At 63.8% G+C, this 15,645-nt stretch carries 13 protein-coding genes; 8 read left to right on the top strand and 5 right to left on the bottom strand.

The genetic code is table 11. The features are described 5' to 3' along the window. Nucleotides 1–456: Lrp/AsnC family transcriptional regulator (locus DM995_RS00915; RefSeq protein WP_157973265.1), on the bottom strand; the 456-nt coding region annotated here is incomplete at its 3' end. Between the two features lie 289 nt (nucleotides 457–745). Between DM995_RS00915 and DM995_RS00910 the strand changes: the two genes are divergently transcribed. Together DM995_RS00910 and DM995_RS00905 are read left to right on the top strand one after the other, a co-directional pair. Next, the gene (locus DM995_RS00910; RefSeq protein ID WP_116968195.1) at nucleotides 746–3,643 is read left to right on the top strand and encodes a TonB-dependent receptor plug domain-containing protein; all 2,898 of its coding nucleotides are present in this window, start codon (nucleotides 746–748) and stop codon (nucleotides 3,641–3,643) included. 106 nt (nucleotides 3,644–3,749) lie between these two features. Further along, on the top strand, nucleotides 3,750–5,330 hold the full coding sequence (locus DM995_RS00905) for an amidohydrolase (RefSeq protein WP_116968194.1): 1,581 nt from the start codon (nucleotides 3,750–3,752) through the stop codon (nucleotides 5,328–5,330). Nucleotides 5,331–5,435: 105 nt separating this feature from the next. On the opposite strand, the gene DM995_RS00900 is transcribed toward DM995_RS00905, so the two are convergent. Together DM995_RS00900 and DM995_RS00895 are read right to left on the bottom strand one after the other, a co-directional pair. Further along, nucleotides 5,436–6,272 (bottom strand): alpha/beta fold hydrolase, encoded by an 837-nt coding sequence (locus DM995_RS00900; RefSeq protein ID WP_116970262.1) that lies wholly within the window; start codon nucleotides 6,270–6,272, stop codon nucleotides 5,436–5,438. Between the two features lie 109 nt (nucleotides 6,273–6,381). After that, entirely contained in the window at nucleotides 6,382–6,951 is a 570-nt protein-coding gene (locus tag DM995_RS00895; RefSeq protein WP_116968193.1) for a DUF1993 domain-containing protein, read from the bottom strand. A 109-nt stretch (nucleotides 6,952–7,060) separates the two neighbouring features. Here DM995_RS00895 and DM995_RS00890 point away from each other — a divergent pair, with 109 nt between their 5' ends. The 4 genes from DM995_RS00890 to DM995_RS00875 are packed head-to-tail and all read left to right on the top strand — an operon-like array spanning nucleotide 7,061 to nucleotide 11,074. Continuing rightward, a complete protein-coding gene (locus DM995_RS00890) occupies nucleotides 7,061–8,311 on the top strand; it encodes a putative DNA modification/repair radical SAM protein (protein ID WP_116968192.1) in 1,251 nt (416 codons plus the stop codon). Between the two features lie 11 nt (nucleotides 8,312–8,322). Beyond that, on the top strand, nucleotides 8,323–9,765 hold the full coding sequence (locus DM995_RS00885; RefSeq protein WP_116970261.1) for a UdgX family uracil-DNA binding protein: 1,443 nt from the start codon (nucleotides 8,323–8,325) through the stop codon (nucleotides 9,763–9,765). Nucleotides 9,766–9,804: 39 nt separating this feature from the next. Further along, a complete protein-coding gene (gene gntA, locus DM995_RS00880) occupies nucleotides 9,805–10,500 on the top strand; it encodes a guanitoxin biosynthesis heme-dependent pre-guanitoxin N-hydroxylase GntA (RefSeq protein ID WP_116968191.1) in 696 nt (231 codons plus the stop codon). Next, nucleotides 10,490–11,074, top strand: coding sequence for a DUF1989 domain-containing protein (locus tag DM995_RS00875; RefSeq protein WP_023839521.1), 585 nt, complete (start codon nucleotides 10,490–10,492; stop codon nucleotides 11,072–11,074). Before gntA ends, DM995_RS00875 begins: the two co-directional genes overlap by 11 nt. A 3-nt stretch (nucleotides 11,075–11,077) precedes the next feature. Here the strand turns inward: DM995_RS00875 and DM995_RS00870 are convergent, their stop codons facing one another. Continuing rightward, a complete protein-coding gene (locus DM995_RS00870) occupies nucleotides 11,078–11,956 on the bottom strand; it encodes a class I SAM-dependent methyltransferase (RefSeq protein WP_116968190.1) in 879 nt (292 codons plus the stop codon). 177 nt (nucleotides 11,957–12,133) lie between these two features. On the opposite strand from DM995_RS00870, the gene DM995_RS00865 reads away from it, so the two are divergent. Continuing rightward, nucleotides 12,134–13,048 carry a GNAT family N-acetyltransferase gene (locus DM995_RS00865; protein ID WP_116968189.1) on the top strand — a complete coding sequence of 305 codons (915 nt, stop codon included), beginning with the start codon at nucleotides 12,134–12,136 and terminating at the stop codon, nucleotides 13,046–13,048. Between the two features lie 13 nt (nucleotides 13,049–13,061). On the opposite strand, the gene DM995_RS00860 is transcribed toward DM995_RS00865, so the two are convergent. Beyond that, entirely contained in the window at nucleotides 13,062–14,078 is a 1,017-nt protein-coding gene (locus DM995_RS00860) for a polysaccharide deacetylase family protein (protein ID WP_116968188.1), read from the bottom strand. 455 nt (nucleotides 14,079–14,533) lie between these two features. Between DM995_RS00860 and mdh the strand changes: the two genes are divergently transcribed. Next, entirely contained in the window at nucleotides 14,534–15,496 is a 963-nt protein-coding gene (gene mdh, locus DM995_RS00855; RefSeq protein ID WP_116968187.1) for a malate dehydrogenase, read from the top strand. The last annotated feature ends 149 nt before the right edge of the window (nucleotides 15,497–15,645 follow it).

The raw sequence follows: 15,645 nt of genomic DNA, 5'->3' as shown, positions 1-15,645 counted from the left end.
TCGGCGTGCCACTTCGCGCAGGACGAAACTGCTGCGGATCTTGGCGACGTTGGGCAGGTTGGATAGTTCGCGGCGATAGATTTCATCATATTCGTCAAGCGAACTCACATGGATCATTATTATGAAATCCGTGTCTCCCGAGATGAATCCGCAATAGGATATCGAAGGGCATTTGACGACCTCGCGCTCGAATTCGTCGAGGATATGTTCTGCCTGCGACCGGAGCTCAACCATCACAATAACGACTCCGGAAAACCCTAGCTCCTGCAAGGACAGGCGGGCGCTATAGCCCATGATTATTCCGGCCTCCTCCATGATCCGGCGTCGACGTGCCACCGCAGTACTCGAAAGATTGATCATTTCGCCCAGAGCGACATCCGATATGCGCCCCTCGGCCGCCAGCACCTCGAGGATTCGGAAATCGACCCTGTCCAGCTCGAGCGCAGCGGATTTCATCCAATTTCCCCATGTTCGGTTGGTATTCCGCACATATGGCAGACAATTTTGGCGAATTTCGCTGTTTATTCTGCCCGCTTTTCTGTTAGCCTGCAAGGGCGAAGGGGAAGCATAGCCCCCGCGATCAGGGAACCAGGCCGACAATCTGCATCAGGGCGCGACAGAAAATTACTTTCTGTCCGCGCCCAAGCCGTTGTCGTTGCCTGAATGCAAGGAAAAGATATCATAAAATAACAAAATGGGGGAGGATGACGAAAGGCCCTGCAAACCAGATAATTGGGGGTCATTCATGGGATCATTCGACACAGTCAATTCGAGACATTTACTTCGGACCAAGGCGCTGCTCGCCTGTGCGGTGGCGTTTCCGGCACTGACGGCAACCTCGGCCGCGCTGGCGCAGTCCGCAGGCGATCAGGTTTCGGAGCAGACGGCCGAGGGTGAAGGCGAAGCCGAGAAGATCATCACCGTTACCGGATCGCGCATCGCCCGCGACGGCTATGATGCCCCCACCCCGGTGAATGTCGTCACGGAGGCCGAACTCGATGCCGAGCCCCAGGCGAATATCGGCGATTATGTCAGCACGCTGCCAGCGGTAAAGGGCAGCCAGTCCTCCTCGACCAATTCGGGCTCGCTGTCGAACGGCCAGGCCGGGATTGCCACGGTCAACCTGCGCAATCTGGGCGCGAACCGCACGCTCATCCTCATCGACGGGCAGCGATCGGTCGCCTCGGCCACGGTCGGCTTTGTCGATGTCCAGACCGTCCCCCAGGGGCTGATCAAGGGCGTCGAGGTCGTGACCGGGGGTGCCTCGTCCGCCTATGGATCGGATGCGGTCGCAGGCGTGGTCAACTTCATCCTCGACAAGGATTTCACCGGGCTCAAGGCCGAGTACGAATATGGCATCACCACCTATGGCGATGTGCCGAACCATCTCGTGCGGCTCACCGGCGGCACCGATTTCGCCGATGGCCGGGGCAAGATACTGCTCGCCGGCGATTATTTCACCCAGGAAGGCGTCGATACGATCGACCGCAAATGGCAGCAAAGCGGCTTCTTCCAGATCGACAATCCCGCCTATGCCGTGGGCAATGGCCAGCCCGAGCGCCTCGTCGCCGCAGGGATCGGCACCTATCAGTTCACGCCGGGAGGCATCGTGAATTCGGGTCCCTTGCGCGGCACCTATTTCGGATCGATCAACCCGACCACCGGCCAGGCCAGCCTCAACCAGTTCACCTATGGCCCCAATCGCGGCCAGTGGATGCAGGGCGGCGATTTCCGCATCAGCCGCGAGGGCCATCTCAATTCGAACTCGCTCGCGCCCGACGAGAAGCGCATCAACGTGTTCGGCCGCGCCAGCTATGAATTCTCGCCCGCGTTCGAGCTGTACGGTCAGATCTCCTATTCGCGCTATGAAGGGCAGAGCTTCTACCAGAAGACCCCCTCGCCCTCGGTCGTGATCCAGCGCGACAATGCGTACCTGCCCGACGCGTTTCGCGCGCTGATGGTGGCCAACAACCTCACCAGCGTGACGATCGGCACCGGCAATTTCGGCATTCCGGCCCAGGGCAGCGACAATACGCGCGATGTCTATCGCTATGTCGCGGGCCTCAAGGGCGCATTCGACACGGGCAGCATCGCGTGGAGCTATGACGCCTATTACCAGCTCGGCATCGCCAAGACGCTGGAGCGGCTGACCAACACCTGGGTGACGTCGCGCCTCGCGCTCGCCACCGATGCCGTGCGCAATTCGGCGGGCACGATCGTCTGCCGCTCGACACTGACCAATCCCACGAACGGCTGCGTCCCGATCAACCGTATCGGGCTTGCCACGCCCAGCGAGGCGGCGCTCAACTATATCTTCAACGATGGCCTGCAGCCCTCGCGGCGGCAGCGACTGCAGCAGGATGTCGCCGCGATCACCTTCCAGACTGCCCGCCTGTTCGAGAACTGGGCGGGGCCGGTCAGCCTCGCTTTCGGCGTGGAATATCGCCGCGAGGAAGTCGACGGTTCACTCGATCCGGCAGCGCCGAACAATCTGGGCTTTCTCTACGGCAATTACCGCGTCACCACGGGCGATTACGACGTGAAGGAAGCTTTCGTCGAGACGGTGTTCCCCGTCTTCGAAGGGGCCGACCTCAACGGCGCGCTGCGCGTCACCGATTATTCGACCTCCGGAACCGTCGTCACCTGGAAGCTGGGCGGCACCTGGCAGATCATCGACGATTTCAAGCTGCGCGTGACCCGCTCGCGCGATATCCGGGCGCCCAATCTCAACGATCTGTTCGCCCCAGGCACCGCGCGCACCAACACCGTCAACGTGCCGGTGGCGGGCGGCGGCACCCGCGCCGACACGTTCCTCGAGCAGATCACCGGCAACCTCAACCTCGCCCCCGAGGTCGCGCGCACCTGGGGCGTCGGCGGGGTGTTCATGCCTAGCTTCCTGCCGGGCTTTGCCGCCTCGGTCGACTATTTCGACATTTCGCTCAGCGGCGCGATCGCCACGCTCACCGCGCAGACCACCGCCAATCTGTGCTTCGAACAGAATGTCGCGTCGCAATGCGCGCAGATCGCCTTTGCCGCACCGAACGACATCAGCACGATCACGCTGGTTCCCTTCAACTTCTCGTCGGTCAAGGTGCGCGGCATCGATTTCGAGGCGAGCTATCGCGCGTCGATTGGCCCCGGAAACCTGACGCTGCGCGCGGTGGTGTCGCACTATATCGACAATATCACCGACAACGGCATCAACGCGCCGGTCGACCTGGCCGGGCAGAATGCGGGCGGCGGCGATGCCACGCCCTCGTGGAACTATCGCCTTTCGGCCAATTACGACACCGAAAGCTGGTCGTTCAACCTGGTCGGTCGCGGCTTTTCCGACGGCGTGTACAACAACAATTTCATCGAATGCCAGAGCGGCTGCCCGCTCTCGACCCCCGATTTCCGCACGATCAACACCAATCATATCGACGGCCAATGGTATCTCGACCTGTCGGTGACCAAGCGGTTCCAGATCGCCTCGTCCGAGGCCGAGGTGTTCCTCTATGTCCGTAACGTCTTCGATACGGACCCGGTGCTCGTCGGCAATGGCCCGACCGGCGACAATACCCCTGCCTATCCGCAGACCAACCGCAACCTCTACGACGTGCTCGGCCGCGTCTTCCGAATGGGGGTGCGCTTCAAGCTGTGACATGCAGACACGATAGGGCACGCTTGCTCCGCTGCATCGGGCCCTATCGTGACCAGAGCGAGCCAGATCCAAACCCACGCCACGAAAAACCAGGAACACCAAGACAATGAAGCATGCCAAGAAACTGCTGACAGCGCTGCTCATGGCCTCGACCCCGCTGACCGCCCAGGCCAAGGCGCCTGCCGCGATGAAGAAGGAGGCGATGGCCGAAGTCGACGAGCAGGCCAAGCTGGTCCAGGAAATGGTCGATTCCGTGTTCAGCTTCCAGGAGCCGGGCTTTCAAGAATACCAGACCGCCGACTATCTGACCGGCATCCTCGAGAAGAACGGCTTCACCATCACCAAGGGCGTGGCGGGCATCCCAACCGCCTGGACCGCGACGTGGAGCAACGGCGATGGCCCGGTGGTCGCGCTGGGCTCGGACGTCGACGGGCTGCTCGGCCTGTCGCAGATGCCGGGCGTACCGCAACTGAAGCCGATCGTACCGGGCGCGCCGGGCCATGGCGAAGGGCACAATTCGGGCATGCCGCTGATCGTTGCCGCCGCGATCGCCGCCAAGGAAGTGATGATCAAGCACGGGATCAAGGGCAAGCTGATGCTCTGGCCCGGCGTGGCCGAAGAGCTGCTGGCGACCAAGGCCTATTATGTCCGGGCGGGGATGTTCAAGGATGTGGACGTCTCGATCTTCACCCATGTCGCGTCCAGCTTCGGCACCAGCTATGGCGATTCGGGCAATAACGGCATGGTTTCGGTCGAATACACGTTCAAGGGCATCACCAGCCATGCCGCAGGCTCGCCCTGGTCGGGGCGCAGCGCGCTCGATGCGGTGGAACTCATGAACATCGCGTGGAACATGCGGCGCGAGCATCTGCCGCTGACGCAGCGATCGCATTATGTGATCACCAATGGCGGCGGGCAGCCCAATATCGTTCCGGGCGAGGCATCGGTCTGGTATTATTTCCGCGAGCAGAATTTCGCCTCGATCCGCGATCTCTACAATACGGGCAGCGACATAGCCGAGGCGGCCGCCAAGGCCACCGGCACCTTTGTCAGCCGCCGGGTGCTGGGCTATGCCGCGCCGAATTACGGCAACAAGCCGCTCGCCGAGGCGGCGCAGGCCAATATCGAGATGGTCGGCATGCCCAAATGGTCGCCCGAGGACCAGGCGTTCACCAAGGCGGTGCAGGAGGCGCTGAAGTTCAAGATCGCGCCGCTCAAGACCACGGTCGAGCCGCTGTCGACACCGGAAACGCGCGGCACCTCGACGGGCGGGGGCTCGGACGATATCGGCGACATCATGTGGACGGTGCCGACGATCACCATCCGCTTCCCGTCGAACATCCCCAGCATGATCGGGCACAACGTCACCTCGGCGATCGCGATGGCGACGCCTATCGCGCACAAGGGCGCAGTCGCAGGCGCGAAGGCGGTCGCGCTGACCGTGCTCGACGTGATGACCACGCCCAAGCTGGTCAGCGACGCCAAGACCTATTTCACCACGGTGCAGACCAAGGACCAGAAATACGATCCGGTGCTGACCCCCGAGGACCAGCCGGCGATCCACCTCAACAAGGAGCTGATGGAGCGCATCCGGCCCGAGCTGAAGAAATATTATTATGACCCCAGCAAATACGGCTCGTATCTCGAGCAACTCGGGATCAAATATCCTCAATTGACGCCCCAATAGGCCCGGCACAGGCTCTCGAAGCCTGACCTACGCGCACCGGACCGTCCCTTGCGTGGGATCGCAAGGGGCGGGCCGGCGTTCGGGAGCACCCCTGCCGCCCCGCCACTATCGGCGAATGAAATCCAGGATGTCGGCGTTGAGACGATCCGCGTTGACCGTCAGCATGCCGTGCGAAAGGCCTTCATAGATCTTCATCTCGGCGTGCGGCAGAAGATCCGCCTGCAGCAGCGCGGCATTCTGGTAAGGCACGACCTGATCGTCATCGCCGTGAAGCACCAGCGTCGGCACGGTCATCGCCTTGAGATCGTCGGTCTGGTCGGTCTCGCTGAACGCCTTGATGCCCTCGTAATGTGCCTTGGCACTGCCCATCATCCCCTGGCGCCACCAGTTCTCGACCACGGCCTCGTCGGGCTCCGAGTCCTCGCGGTTGAAACCGTAGAACGGGCCCGAGGCGACATCGCGAAAGAAGCTCGCGCGATTGGCGGCGAGAGCGGCGCGAAAACCGTCGAATACCTCGATATCGAGCCCGCCGGGATACCGATCGGTCTTGAGCATGATCGGCGGCACCGCGGCCACGAGCACCGCCTTGGCGACGCGGCCTTGCGGTATGCCGTGCTGGGCGACATAGCGCGCCGCCTCGCCGCCGCCGGTCGAATGGCCGATATGGACAGCGTTCCTGAGGTCCAGATGCGCGGTCACGGCGGCAGCATCGGCGGCATAATGATCCATGTCATGCCCCTCGCTCACCTGCTCCGACCGGCCATGGCCGCGCCGGTCATGCGCGATCACACGGAAGCCCTGCCTCAGGAAGAAGAGCATCTGTGCGTCCCAGTCGTCCGACGAGAGCGGCCAGCCATGGTGAAACATGATCGGCTGGGCGTCTTTCGGCCCCCAGTCCTTGTAGAAGATCTGCGTGCCATCGGATGCGGAAACATAGGCCATGGTGGTTCTCCCGTTGCGGACAGGCAGCATAGCTGCGGAAAAGGTTGGAAAGATGACGCCGATATGGTGCTAATCCGCCAGCACCGTCCCCTGGTAGCCGGCGCGCAAATCAGTCCCGCCCCGGCATCGTTCCGGGGCGCAGATAGGGCAGCAGGTGCCCGACATAATCGATCTTGCCCAGCGGTGCCCCCTGCGCACGGAGGATGGCGTAGGCGGTCATCACGTGGAAATAGAACTGCGGGATCGCCCAGTCGCGGGCATATTGGGCCGCGGTAAAGTCGAAGATCATGCCCATCGGCAGTTCATGCGCGATCGGCTCGTCGTCCGCGACATCGGCCAGACCATTGGCGGCTGCCTCCACGATGGCAATGGTATCGGCAATCCGTGCCTGGGCATCGGCAATGGTCCAAGGCCCTGTGCCCGAGTCCACGCCCTCACCGCGCAGCGCCGCGATCGCGGCCGGAAAATCCTGCCCCTGCAGCCGCGCCATCGCCTCTTGCGCCTGGACGCAGGCAAAGCACACCTGGGTGAAGAGCGGGAACATGTCGGGCGCCAGCCGCGCCTGCATGATCTGCGCCGATTGTTCGGGCTCGAAATGCTGCTCGGCCTTGCCCAACCAGGCCGAAAGCGCGCCGAGCATCTGCACGAACGTGGGTACGAGGGTATCCTTGAGTGTCATCTGGCTTTCCTTCCTGCGATGCCGCACCTTAGCCGCGACGCAGCGCAAGCAAAGCCTGCGCATTGAAAATAAACTGTTCTTTTTTTGTTCCGCACCCTATATCCGGGGAATGAGCGAAAAACCGATTCTGCAGAAGCTGGCCGTGCTCGCCGACGCGGCGAAATATGATGCCTCGTGCGCTTCCTCGGGCACGGTGCGTCGCGATTCCACCGGCACCAAGGGTATTGGCTCGACCGGCGGCATGGGCATCTGCCACAGCTATGCGCCCGATGGCCGCTGCATCTCGCTGCTCAAGATCCTGCTCACCAATTTCTGCATCTATGATTGCCGCTTCTGCATCAACCGCGCGTCGAGCAACGTGCCGCGCGCGCGTTTCAACCCGGCGGAGGTGGTCCGGCTGACGCTCGATTTCTACAAGCGCAATTATATCGAGGGGCTGTTCCTCTCCTCGGGCATCATCCGGTCAGAGGATTACACGATGGAGCAGCTGGTCGAGGTCGCGCGGCTGCTGCGCGAAGAGCATCGGTTCGGCGGCTATATCCATTTGAAGACCATCGCGGGGGCCTCGCCCGAGCTGATCGCGAAAGCGGGTCTCTATGCGGACCGCCTCTCCACCAATGTCGAGCTGCCCACCGAGGATGGCTTGAAGAGCTTCGCGCCCGAAAAGAAGCCGCAGACCATCCGCAAGACCATGGCCAATGTCCGGGTCGGCGTCGAGGATGCGGTCGAGGCGCGCAAGGACCGGCTGCTGAAGAAAGCGAAGCCGCCGCGCTTTGCGCCCGCAGGCCAGTCGACCCAGATGATCGTCGGTGCGGATGGGGCGCGCGACGACGATATCCTGGCCTCGGCGACCAGCCTCTATTCGGGCTATCGCCTGCGCCGCGTCTATTATTCGGCCTATAGCCCGATCCCCGACGCGAGCAGCGACTTGCCCCCGGTGCGCCCGCCGCTGATGCGCGAACACCGGCTGTACCAGGCAGACTGGCTGCTGCGCTTTTACGGGTTCGATCGCGCCGAGATCATGGCCGGGGCGAACGAGGGCATGCTCGACCTGTCGATCGATCCCAAGCTCGCCTGGGCGCTGCAGCGGCGCGAGAGCTTTCCGGTCGATATCAACCGCGCCCCGCGCGAGATGCTGCTGCGCGTGCCGGGGCTCGGCACCAAGGCGGTCGACCGCATCGTCACCGCGCGCCGGCTGGGAGCGATCCGCATCGGTGATCTCGCACGCCTCACCGCCTCGGTGAAGAAGGTGCTGCCCTTTATCACCACGCCCGACTGGCGGCCCGGCGGGCTCACCGACAGCGCCAATCTGCGCGCGCGCTTCGCCCCGCCGCCCGAACAGATGAGCCTTGCGCTTTAAGGCAGATGGCGATGCGCGAGATCATCCTGCAGCAGCCGGGGGAGTTTGACGAATGGCGCGGCCATGCACGCGGACTGCTCGCCGCGCGCGTTCCGCCCGAGGATATCGTCTGGCGGTCTGTCTGCGAAAGCGCCTCGCTCTTCGCCGATCCCGCGCCGCTGCAGCCGCAGCGCACCGTCACCCTCCCCCGCGAACTGGTCGCCATCGCCGACCGGGTGATCTGCCATCGCGATGAGAGCGTGCCCTCGCGTCTCTATCGCGTGCTGTGGCGCGCGCTCGACGATCGCAAGCTGCTCGAGCGGCGGACCGACACCGATACCGACTGGCTGATGCGCGCGGACAAGGCGATCCGCCGCGACCTGCACAAGATGCACGCCTTTGTGCGCTTTCGCAGGCTGGGCGAGGATGAAACCGGGCGCGAGCGCTTCATCGCCTGGTTCGAGCCCGAGCATCGCATCCTGCGGCTGGGTGCGCCTTTCTTCCGCAAGCGCTTCTACGGCATGGACTGGGCGATCCTGACCCCCGATGCCCGCGCGATCTGGCATGCCGAGGAACTGCATCTCGGCCCCGGCGGCACGCGCGACGAGGTGCCCGATCACGACGTGGTCGAGGACCAGTGGCGGACCTATTATGGCGCGATCTTCAACCCCGCGCGCGTCAAGATCGCCGCGATGCGCGCCGAGATGCCCAAGAAATACTGGCACAATCTGCCCGAGGCGCAGGATATCGCGCCGTTGATCGCGGGGGCCGAGGCGCGGGTGGAACGGATGCGCGAGACAGCCGTCTCGCTCGCAAACCCCCGCAGCGACAAATGGCGCGCGCGCGGCGAAGCGGAGACGGCCATGCCCGAAGCCATCACATCGCTGGAGGATCTGGGCCAGGCGGTGCGCGCCTGCACGCGCTGTCCGCTGCACTGCAACGCCACCCAGGCGGTGACCGGCGAAGGCCCGCGCCAGGCGCGGATCATGCTGGTCGGCGAACAGCCCGGCGACCGCGAGGATCTGGAAGGCCGTCCGTTCGTCGGACCGGCGGGACAGTTGCTCGACGAGGCGCTGGAAGAAGCCGGGCTCGACCGCTCGACGCTGTACGTCACCAACGCGGTCAAGCACTTCAAGTTCGTCGCGCGCGGCAAGCGGCGGCTGCACCAGAATCCCAGCACCGGCGAGATCGATATCTGCCGCTGGTGGCTCGATCAGGAACGCGCGCTGGTCCGGCCCGATATCATCGTCTCGCTCGGCGGTAGCGCGCTGCGCGGGCTCACGGGCCGGTCGAGCAGCATCTCCTCGATGCGGGGCACCGCGCACGCGCTGGACGACGACGCGCGGCTGGTCGCGACGGTACACCCCTCGTTCCTGTTGCGCCTGCCCGACCGCGAGCGCGCCAGGATCGAGCGCGCCGCCTTTGTCGCCGACCTGGCGACAGCGGGTCAACTCGCCAGGGAGCTGCATCAATGATGATGCGCAACCGCTTGGCCCCAGCAGCGTAACCCCGGCATGGCTCAAACGTGCATTACCAAAGACCACCCGCTGGCGGAGCGTTTCCGCTCGTTCATCCAGGATCGCAACTTCCCCTGTGTCGGCGCGAAGTCGGCGCTGGCGAAGGGCAACATGCGGATCATCGTCGGGCGTGACCTGCGCTCGGCCTGGGACGATCTGCGCATCCACCCCGCGCTGATGGAGATCGCGCGCGATTATGCGCTTGACCCCGCGCCGTTCCAGTCGCTTGCGGTGGTCTTCGAAGAAGATGCCGGGCTCGACGAGTCCGGGTTCGAGCGGCATCTGTGGCAGCGGCTGCAATCGCTGAGCGACAAGGACGACTGGCTCGGTCAGCCGGTCGATCCGCGCGTCAGCGGCGATCCCGACGACCCGCATTTCTCGCTCAGCTTCGGCGGGGAAGCCTTTTTTGTCGTCGGCCTGCACCCCGGTGCCAGCCGCCCCGCGCGGCGCTTCGACCGGCCTGCGCTCGTGTTCAATCTCCACGACCAGTTCGAGCAGCTGCGCGCCACAGGCGTGTACGAGAAGATGCGCGGGACGATCATCGAGCGCGATATCGCGCTGGCGGGCGATGCCAATCCCATGCTGGCGCGGCACGGCACCGTTTCCGAGGCGCGGCAGTATAGTGGCCGCGCCGTGGGCAGCGAATGGCGATGCCCGTTCCGTCCGAGAAAGGCCGCCGAACATGCCGCATGAAATTCCGCCGCGCTCGGGCACGGCGTTCACGCTGAACAGGGGCCAGACCCTGACCGTCACCGATGTGCTCGGCGAGCAGGTGGCCGATCTGCTGGCCTTCAACCGCCATGATGTCGGCGAGGTCATCTCATCGGGCCGCACGCTCGATTATGCCAGCAAGATCTATCTCTCGACCGGCGACCTGCTCTATTCGAACCGCAGCCAAGTGATGCTCGAGATCGTCGCCGACGATGTCGGTCGGCACGACTTTCTGCTGACGCCCTGTTCGAAGGACACGTTTCGCATCATCTATGGCGATACCGATCCGCACCGCGGCTGTTTCGGCAATCTTGCTGCGGCGCTCGCACCGCACGGGGTGACCGAGGACATGATCCCGGTGGCCTTCAACTGCTTCATGAACGTGCCCGTCGACGGTACCACGGGCGAACTGCGCGTCGATCCACCGCTCAGCAAGGCGGGGGATTCGATCACCTTCCGCGCCCATATGGACCTGGTCATCGGCCTTACCGCCTGTTCGGCGCTGCAGTCGAACAACGGATCGTTCAAGCCGATCCAGTATGCGGTAAGCGATTGATCGTCAGTGCTTGCGCGCTGCAAGATAGAACCAGTCCCCCATGCCGATCTTCGGCCCCGCCCAGGCAAAGGGCGCAAAGGCCAGCGCATAGGCCAGCCGCTTGGGGCTGCGCGACAGTTCGCTTACAGTCCCGAAGGTGTAGGCCAGATCGATCGCGGTATGGTGCGTTCCCAGGCATTCGAACCCGCGCGCCTCGAGCATGGCGGAGAGAGTGCGTACCGAGAACTGGTAGAGGTGCCAGGGCGGCTCGACATGCGGCCAATAGCCGAGCGGGCGCGCCAAAGGCTCCGACATGCGCGGAAACAGGCCGTCGATATTGGGGGTCGACAGGATGAACAGCCCGCCGGACTTGAGCAGACGGTGCGCCGCGAGCATGTCGCGCGCGGGATCGCGGACATGCTCGATCACGTCGAACATCGTCACGATGTCGAGCAGGCCATCGGCATCGTCGATCGCGTGAATGTCGCCATCGGTCACCGACAGGTGAAAATGCTCGCGCGCGAACCGCGCCGATGCGGCGGAGAACTCGACGCCAGCGACATCGAACCCGCGACGCCGCGCCTGGTCGAGGAAAAGCCCGGTCGAACAGCCGACGTCGAGCAACTGGCCAAAGCTGGCAAAGCGCTCGACAAAGCGCAGATGATGGCGGGCGATGGCCGTCATTTTCACGAAGGCATCGCTCGCCGGGTCGAGCAGTTGGGTGTGATAGTCGTTGCTTGCCTGGTACATCGCGGCCAGCGCCGCCTCCGATGGCGGATCGGTGACGAAGGCCAGGTCGCAACGCGCACAGCGTTCGAGCCAATGGCCATCGATCCGCGCGACAGGGCGCGTTTCGGTCGATCCGCAGTGATTGCAGGCAAGGTACGGCCTGGGCTGCGCCATGTCAGTGTCCCATCGCAGGAGGCAGGTCTGAACGAGGTCGCAGCTCGTCGGAGCAGTCACTATAGGGGGCACGTGAACATCGGGTAAAGCCCCGCACGCGCAGCCGGGTTCAAGCGATCTTAACCCTGTGGCCTTACCACACCCATCACCCTTCCCGCCTCACCGGATGACCGCCGCATGACGCCCGTTGCCACCGATATCCGCTTTCTGCTGGGTGATCGCTGCATCCTTCGCGCGCGGCGGATGCTGGTGCCGCTGGCTTACGGGCTCGATGCGATCCTCGCCGATCGTCCGCTCACCCCTGCCCCGCTGCCGGGCGATGCGGACGGCTATCGCGTGCAGTCCGCACCCGCAAGCCAGCTCGCCCGGCTCGACCAGCAGTTTCCAGGCTTTCTCAAGTCTCCGCCGCAAGTCTATGCGCGGCATTATATCGACATGGCGCTGGGTCATGACGGCTATATGGCGCAGTTCTCATCCAAGACGCGCGCGACGCTCAAGCGCAAGATGCGCAAGCTCGCCGACGCCGATGGCGGCACGCTCGACATCCGCAGCTATCATGCGCCCGATCGGCTCGATGCGTTCTTCGCGGCCGCGCTGCCGCTATCGAACCAGACCTATCAGGCACGGCTGCTTGATGCCGGGCTGCCGGGCCATGCCGCCTTCCGTGCCGAGGCAGAGGCGCTGGCCCGGGCCGACAATCTGCGCGCCTGGATCCTATTCATGGCAGGCAAGCCGATCGCCTATCTCTATCTGCCGGTGGTCGATAACGTGCTGATCTATGCCTATCTCGGATACGATCAGGGACAGGCGCCGCTTTCACCCGGCACCGTGCTGCAGATGCACGCGCTCGAAGAGCTCTTTGCTGAAGCGCGCTTCCGCTATTTCGATTTCACCGAGGGCGATGGCACGCACAAGGCGCTGTTCGGCACGCATCAGGTGCAATGCGCCACGGTGTTCCTGCTCAAGCCCAGTCTGGCCAACCGCGCGGTGCTCACCGGACATCGCGCCTTCAACGCTGGCGTCGAGGGTACCGGCGCCTGGCTCGACCGGATCGGCGCAAAGGCGCGGATCCGCAAGCTGCTGCGCGGCTGACGCGCTGTCGGGGTCAGATCGCCACGACGCTTTCGAACGCGGCGAGCTCGTTGAGGAACAGGGTAGAGATGATCCCCGCCTCGTAGCGGATGCGGCTCACCGCCTGCTCGCCATAGCGCAGCGCGGTGCGCACCAGATTGGCGGGAACGGCGCGCAGAGAGGGCTTGCACAGCGGCTCGAGCGCTTGGAAACCCGTCCCCTCTAGTCGGGTCTGCTCGGCGATGTTCAGGCACATCGAGTCAAAGCGCCGGGTGATGATGGGGTTCACGCGGGTACGGTCGCGGCTGAGCAGCTCGAAACTGTGGCTGACGATGGTGAAGCACGGCCAGCCGTCCTCTGCCGCATGGGCCAGCGCATCGCGCATCTCCCAGGCGGACAGCGCGCAAAGCTGCGCGGCGCGAATGCTGCCGGGACGATCCTCGATGACGCTGACCGGAATGATGCCGACGCCGAGATGCTCGGCGAAGGGCGGCGTGTCGGCGGGCAGATCGATCGCGCATTCGCCCGCCAGAAATGCGGGGTTGAAGCTGCTGTCATAACGCACGTTGATCGCGTTCAGCGCGCGCAGCGTGTCGTCATTCGCGCCGAAATTGCCGGCGCGAAACGCCGTCGGCTTGGGCGCCCCGGCAATCATCAGCAGTGCGCGCGCCTGATCGAGCAGGCGGATCTGGTCGTCGAGCGGAAAGTCGGCGATGTTGCGGCCGCGCAGATGCTCAAGCTCGTGCCCGCGCGCAAATTCGAGCCATTCGGTGTGGATGTGCAGCTGTACTTCGTGCCCGCGCTTCAGGATCGGCTCAACGATCCTGGCGATCACGCCGGGACCATAGACCAGCGCCGGAAAGGGATCGACGAAGAAGACGCCCTTGAGCCCATAAGCCTCGAGCCGGTCCATCTGGTAGAAGATGCCGAATTCGCCATCGCGGCACTTGCCCGCAATCGAGCTGTCGAAATTCTCCTGCGCACTGGCCCCTTCCTGGAAGAGCTTGAGCGACAATTCGGTATCGACGGTGTACTGAACTTTGGTGGCCATCGTTCTACCCTTATGCCCGGCGGGTTAAGACCCGCTTACCCTCGTCGCAGCCTGATCGGCGCTAGAGGAAATAGTGTATCATGTCTATCCCATGTTAATTTGCCGCTGTGCCGCAATGGAGCATCCTGCCGCCATTGCGGTCATTTTCCGGACCGGCGACCGGTCATCGGGCGCCTTATTGCTAACAGTTTTCAGTTGCACAAATAATTGGGTTTCCTGGGCTTTTGAAGGTTGAAAAGCCCGTCCAAGCGGCCTAGGCAGGCCGGCGAGCGCGATGACTCAGGCCGTGCAGGCCCGGTGCGCGCCCATCCGAGGTCGTGAAACGGACAAGCACATCACAAGGTTTTCGCTGAGGGCCGGATAACTGTTCAGGGAACGCACACGCACCACATAGCACCCCCGCATTTTCTGACAGGCAGTTTCGGCCGGACAACTATTTTCGGAAAGGATTGACCATGGCACGCAACAAGATCGCGCTGATCGGCGCAGGCAATATCGGCGGTACGCTGGCGCATCTCGCAGCCACCAAGGGACTGGGCGATATCGTGCTGTTCGACGTCGTCGAAGGCGTGCCGCAGGGCAAGGCGCTCGATCTGTCGCAGTGCGGCCCGGTCGAAGGTTTTGACGCGAAGATCACCGGCACCAACAACTATGCCGACATCGCGGGCGCCGACGTCATCATCGTCACCGCCGGTGTTGCGCGCAAGCCGGGCATGAGCCGTGACGACCTGCTCGGCATCAACCTCAAGGTCATGAAGGCCGTAGGCGAAGGCATCCGCGACAACGCGCCCGACGCGTTCGTCATCTGCATCACCAACCCGCTCGACGCGATGGTCTGGGCGCTGCGCGAATTCTCAGGGCTCCCCGCGAACAAGGTCGTCGGCATGGCCGGCGTGCTCGACAGCGCGCGCTTTGCCACCTTCCTCGCCTGGGAATTCGGCGTCAGCGTCAAGGACGTGAACGCCTTCGTGCTCGGCGGCCATGGCGATACCATGGTGCCCGTGCTCAGCTATTCGACGATCAACGGCATTCCGGTGAAGGACATGGCCAAGATCAAGGGCGTGTCCGAAGCGCGCCTCGACGAGATCGTCAAGCGCACCCGCTCGGGCGGCGGCGAGATCGTCGCGCTGCTCGGCACCGGTTCGGCCTATTATGCCCCCGCCACCAGCGCGATTGCGATGGCCGAAGCCTATCTGGGCGACACCAAGCGCATCCTGCCCTGTGCGGTGAATGTCGAAGGCAAGTATGGCCTTGATGGCCTCTATGTCGGCGTGCCCGTCGTCATCGGCGCCAATGGTGCCGAAGAGGTGGTCGAGATCAATCTGACCGACGAGGAGAAGAGCAATCTTCAGGTCTCGGTCGACGCGGTGAAGGAACTGCTGGGCGTCTGCAAGACGCTGGACCCGAGCCTCGCCTGATGCTCGCGTCCGGTCTCCTGATCGGACTTTTCGCGCTGGCGGCAGCCCAGGACGAGGCGCCGCCAGCCGAAAACCCCTATCCTGCGCGCGAGGTCCTCGCCGCGTTCGCGACCGCCTGTTCGGGTATCGAGAACCTCGCCGTCGCCAAA

The sequence above is a fragment of the Blastomonas sp. UPD001 genome (assembly GCF_003426715.1).
In the GTDB taxonomy this organism is placed as follows: domain Bacteria; phylum Pseudomonadota; class Alphaproteobacteria; order Sphingomonadales; family Sphingomonadaceae; genus Blastomonas.
Note: the sequence above shows the minus strand (reverse complement) of the source record. Positions and strands in the feature narration are given on the sequence as shown.

Excerpts from the sequence above, each read along its gene's own strand:
- mdh (WP_116968187.1), top strand. The coding sequence starts at position 14,534 with ATGGCACGCAACAAGATCGCGCTGATCGGCGCAGGCAATATCGGCGGT.
- DM995_RS00865 (WP_116968189.1), top strand. The coding sequence starts at position 12,134 with ATGACGCCCGTTGCCACCGATATCCGCTTTCTGCTGGGTGATCGCTGC.
- DM995_RS00870 (WP_116968190.1), bottom strand. The coding sequence starts at position 11,956 with ATGGCGCAGCCCAGGCCGTACCTTGCCTGCAATCACTGCGGATCGACC.
- DM995_RS00875 (WP_023839521.1), top strand. The coding sequence starts at position 10,490 with ATGCCGCATGAAATTCCGCCGCGCTCGGGCACGGCGTTCACGCTGAAC.
- DM995_RS00890 (WP_116968192.1), top strand. The coding sequence starts at position 7,061 with ATGAGCGAAAAACCGATTCTGCAGAAGCTGGCCGTGCTCGCCGACGCG.
- DM995_RS00885 (WP_116970261.1), top strand. The coding sequence starts at position 8,323 with ATGCGCGAGATCATCCTGCAGCAGCCGGGGGAGTTTGACGAATGGCGC.
- DM995_RS00910 (WP_116968195.1), top strand. The coding sequence starts at position 746 with ATGGGATCATTCGACACAGTCAATTCGAGACATTTACTTCGGACCAAG.
- gntA (WP_116968191.1), top strand. The coding sequence starts at position 9,805 with ATGGCTCAAACGTGCATTACCAAAGACCACCCGCTGGCGGAGCGTTTC.
- DM995_RS00895 (WP_116968193.1), bottom strand. The coding sequence starts at position 6,951 with ATGACACTCAAGGATACCCTCGTACCCACGTTCGTGCAGATGCTCGGC.
- DM995_RS00860 (WP_116968188.1), bottom strand. The coding sequence starts at position 14,078 with ATGGCCACCAAAGTTCAGTACACCGTCGATACCGAATTGTCGCTCAAG.
- DM995_RS00905 (WP_116968194.1), top strand. The coding sequence starts at position 3,750 with ATGAAGCATGCCAAGAAACTGCTGACAGCGCTGCTCATGGCCTCGACC.
- DM995_RS00900 (WP_116970262.1), bottom strand. The coding sequence starts at position 6,272 with ATGGCCTATGTTTCCGCATCCGATGGCACGCAGATCTTCTACAAGGAC.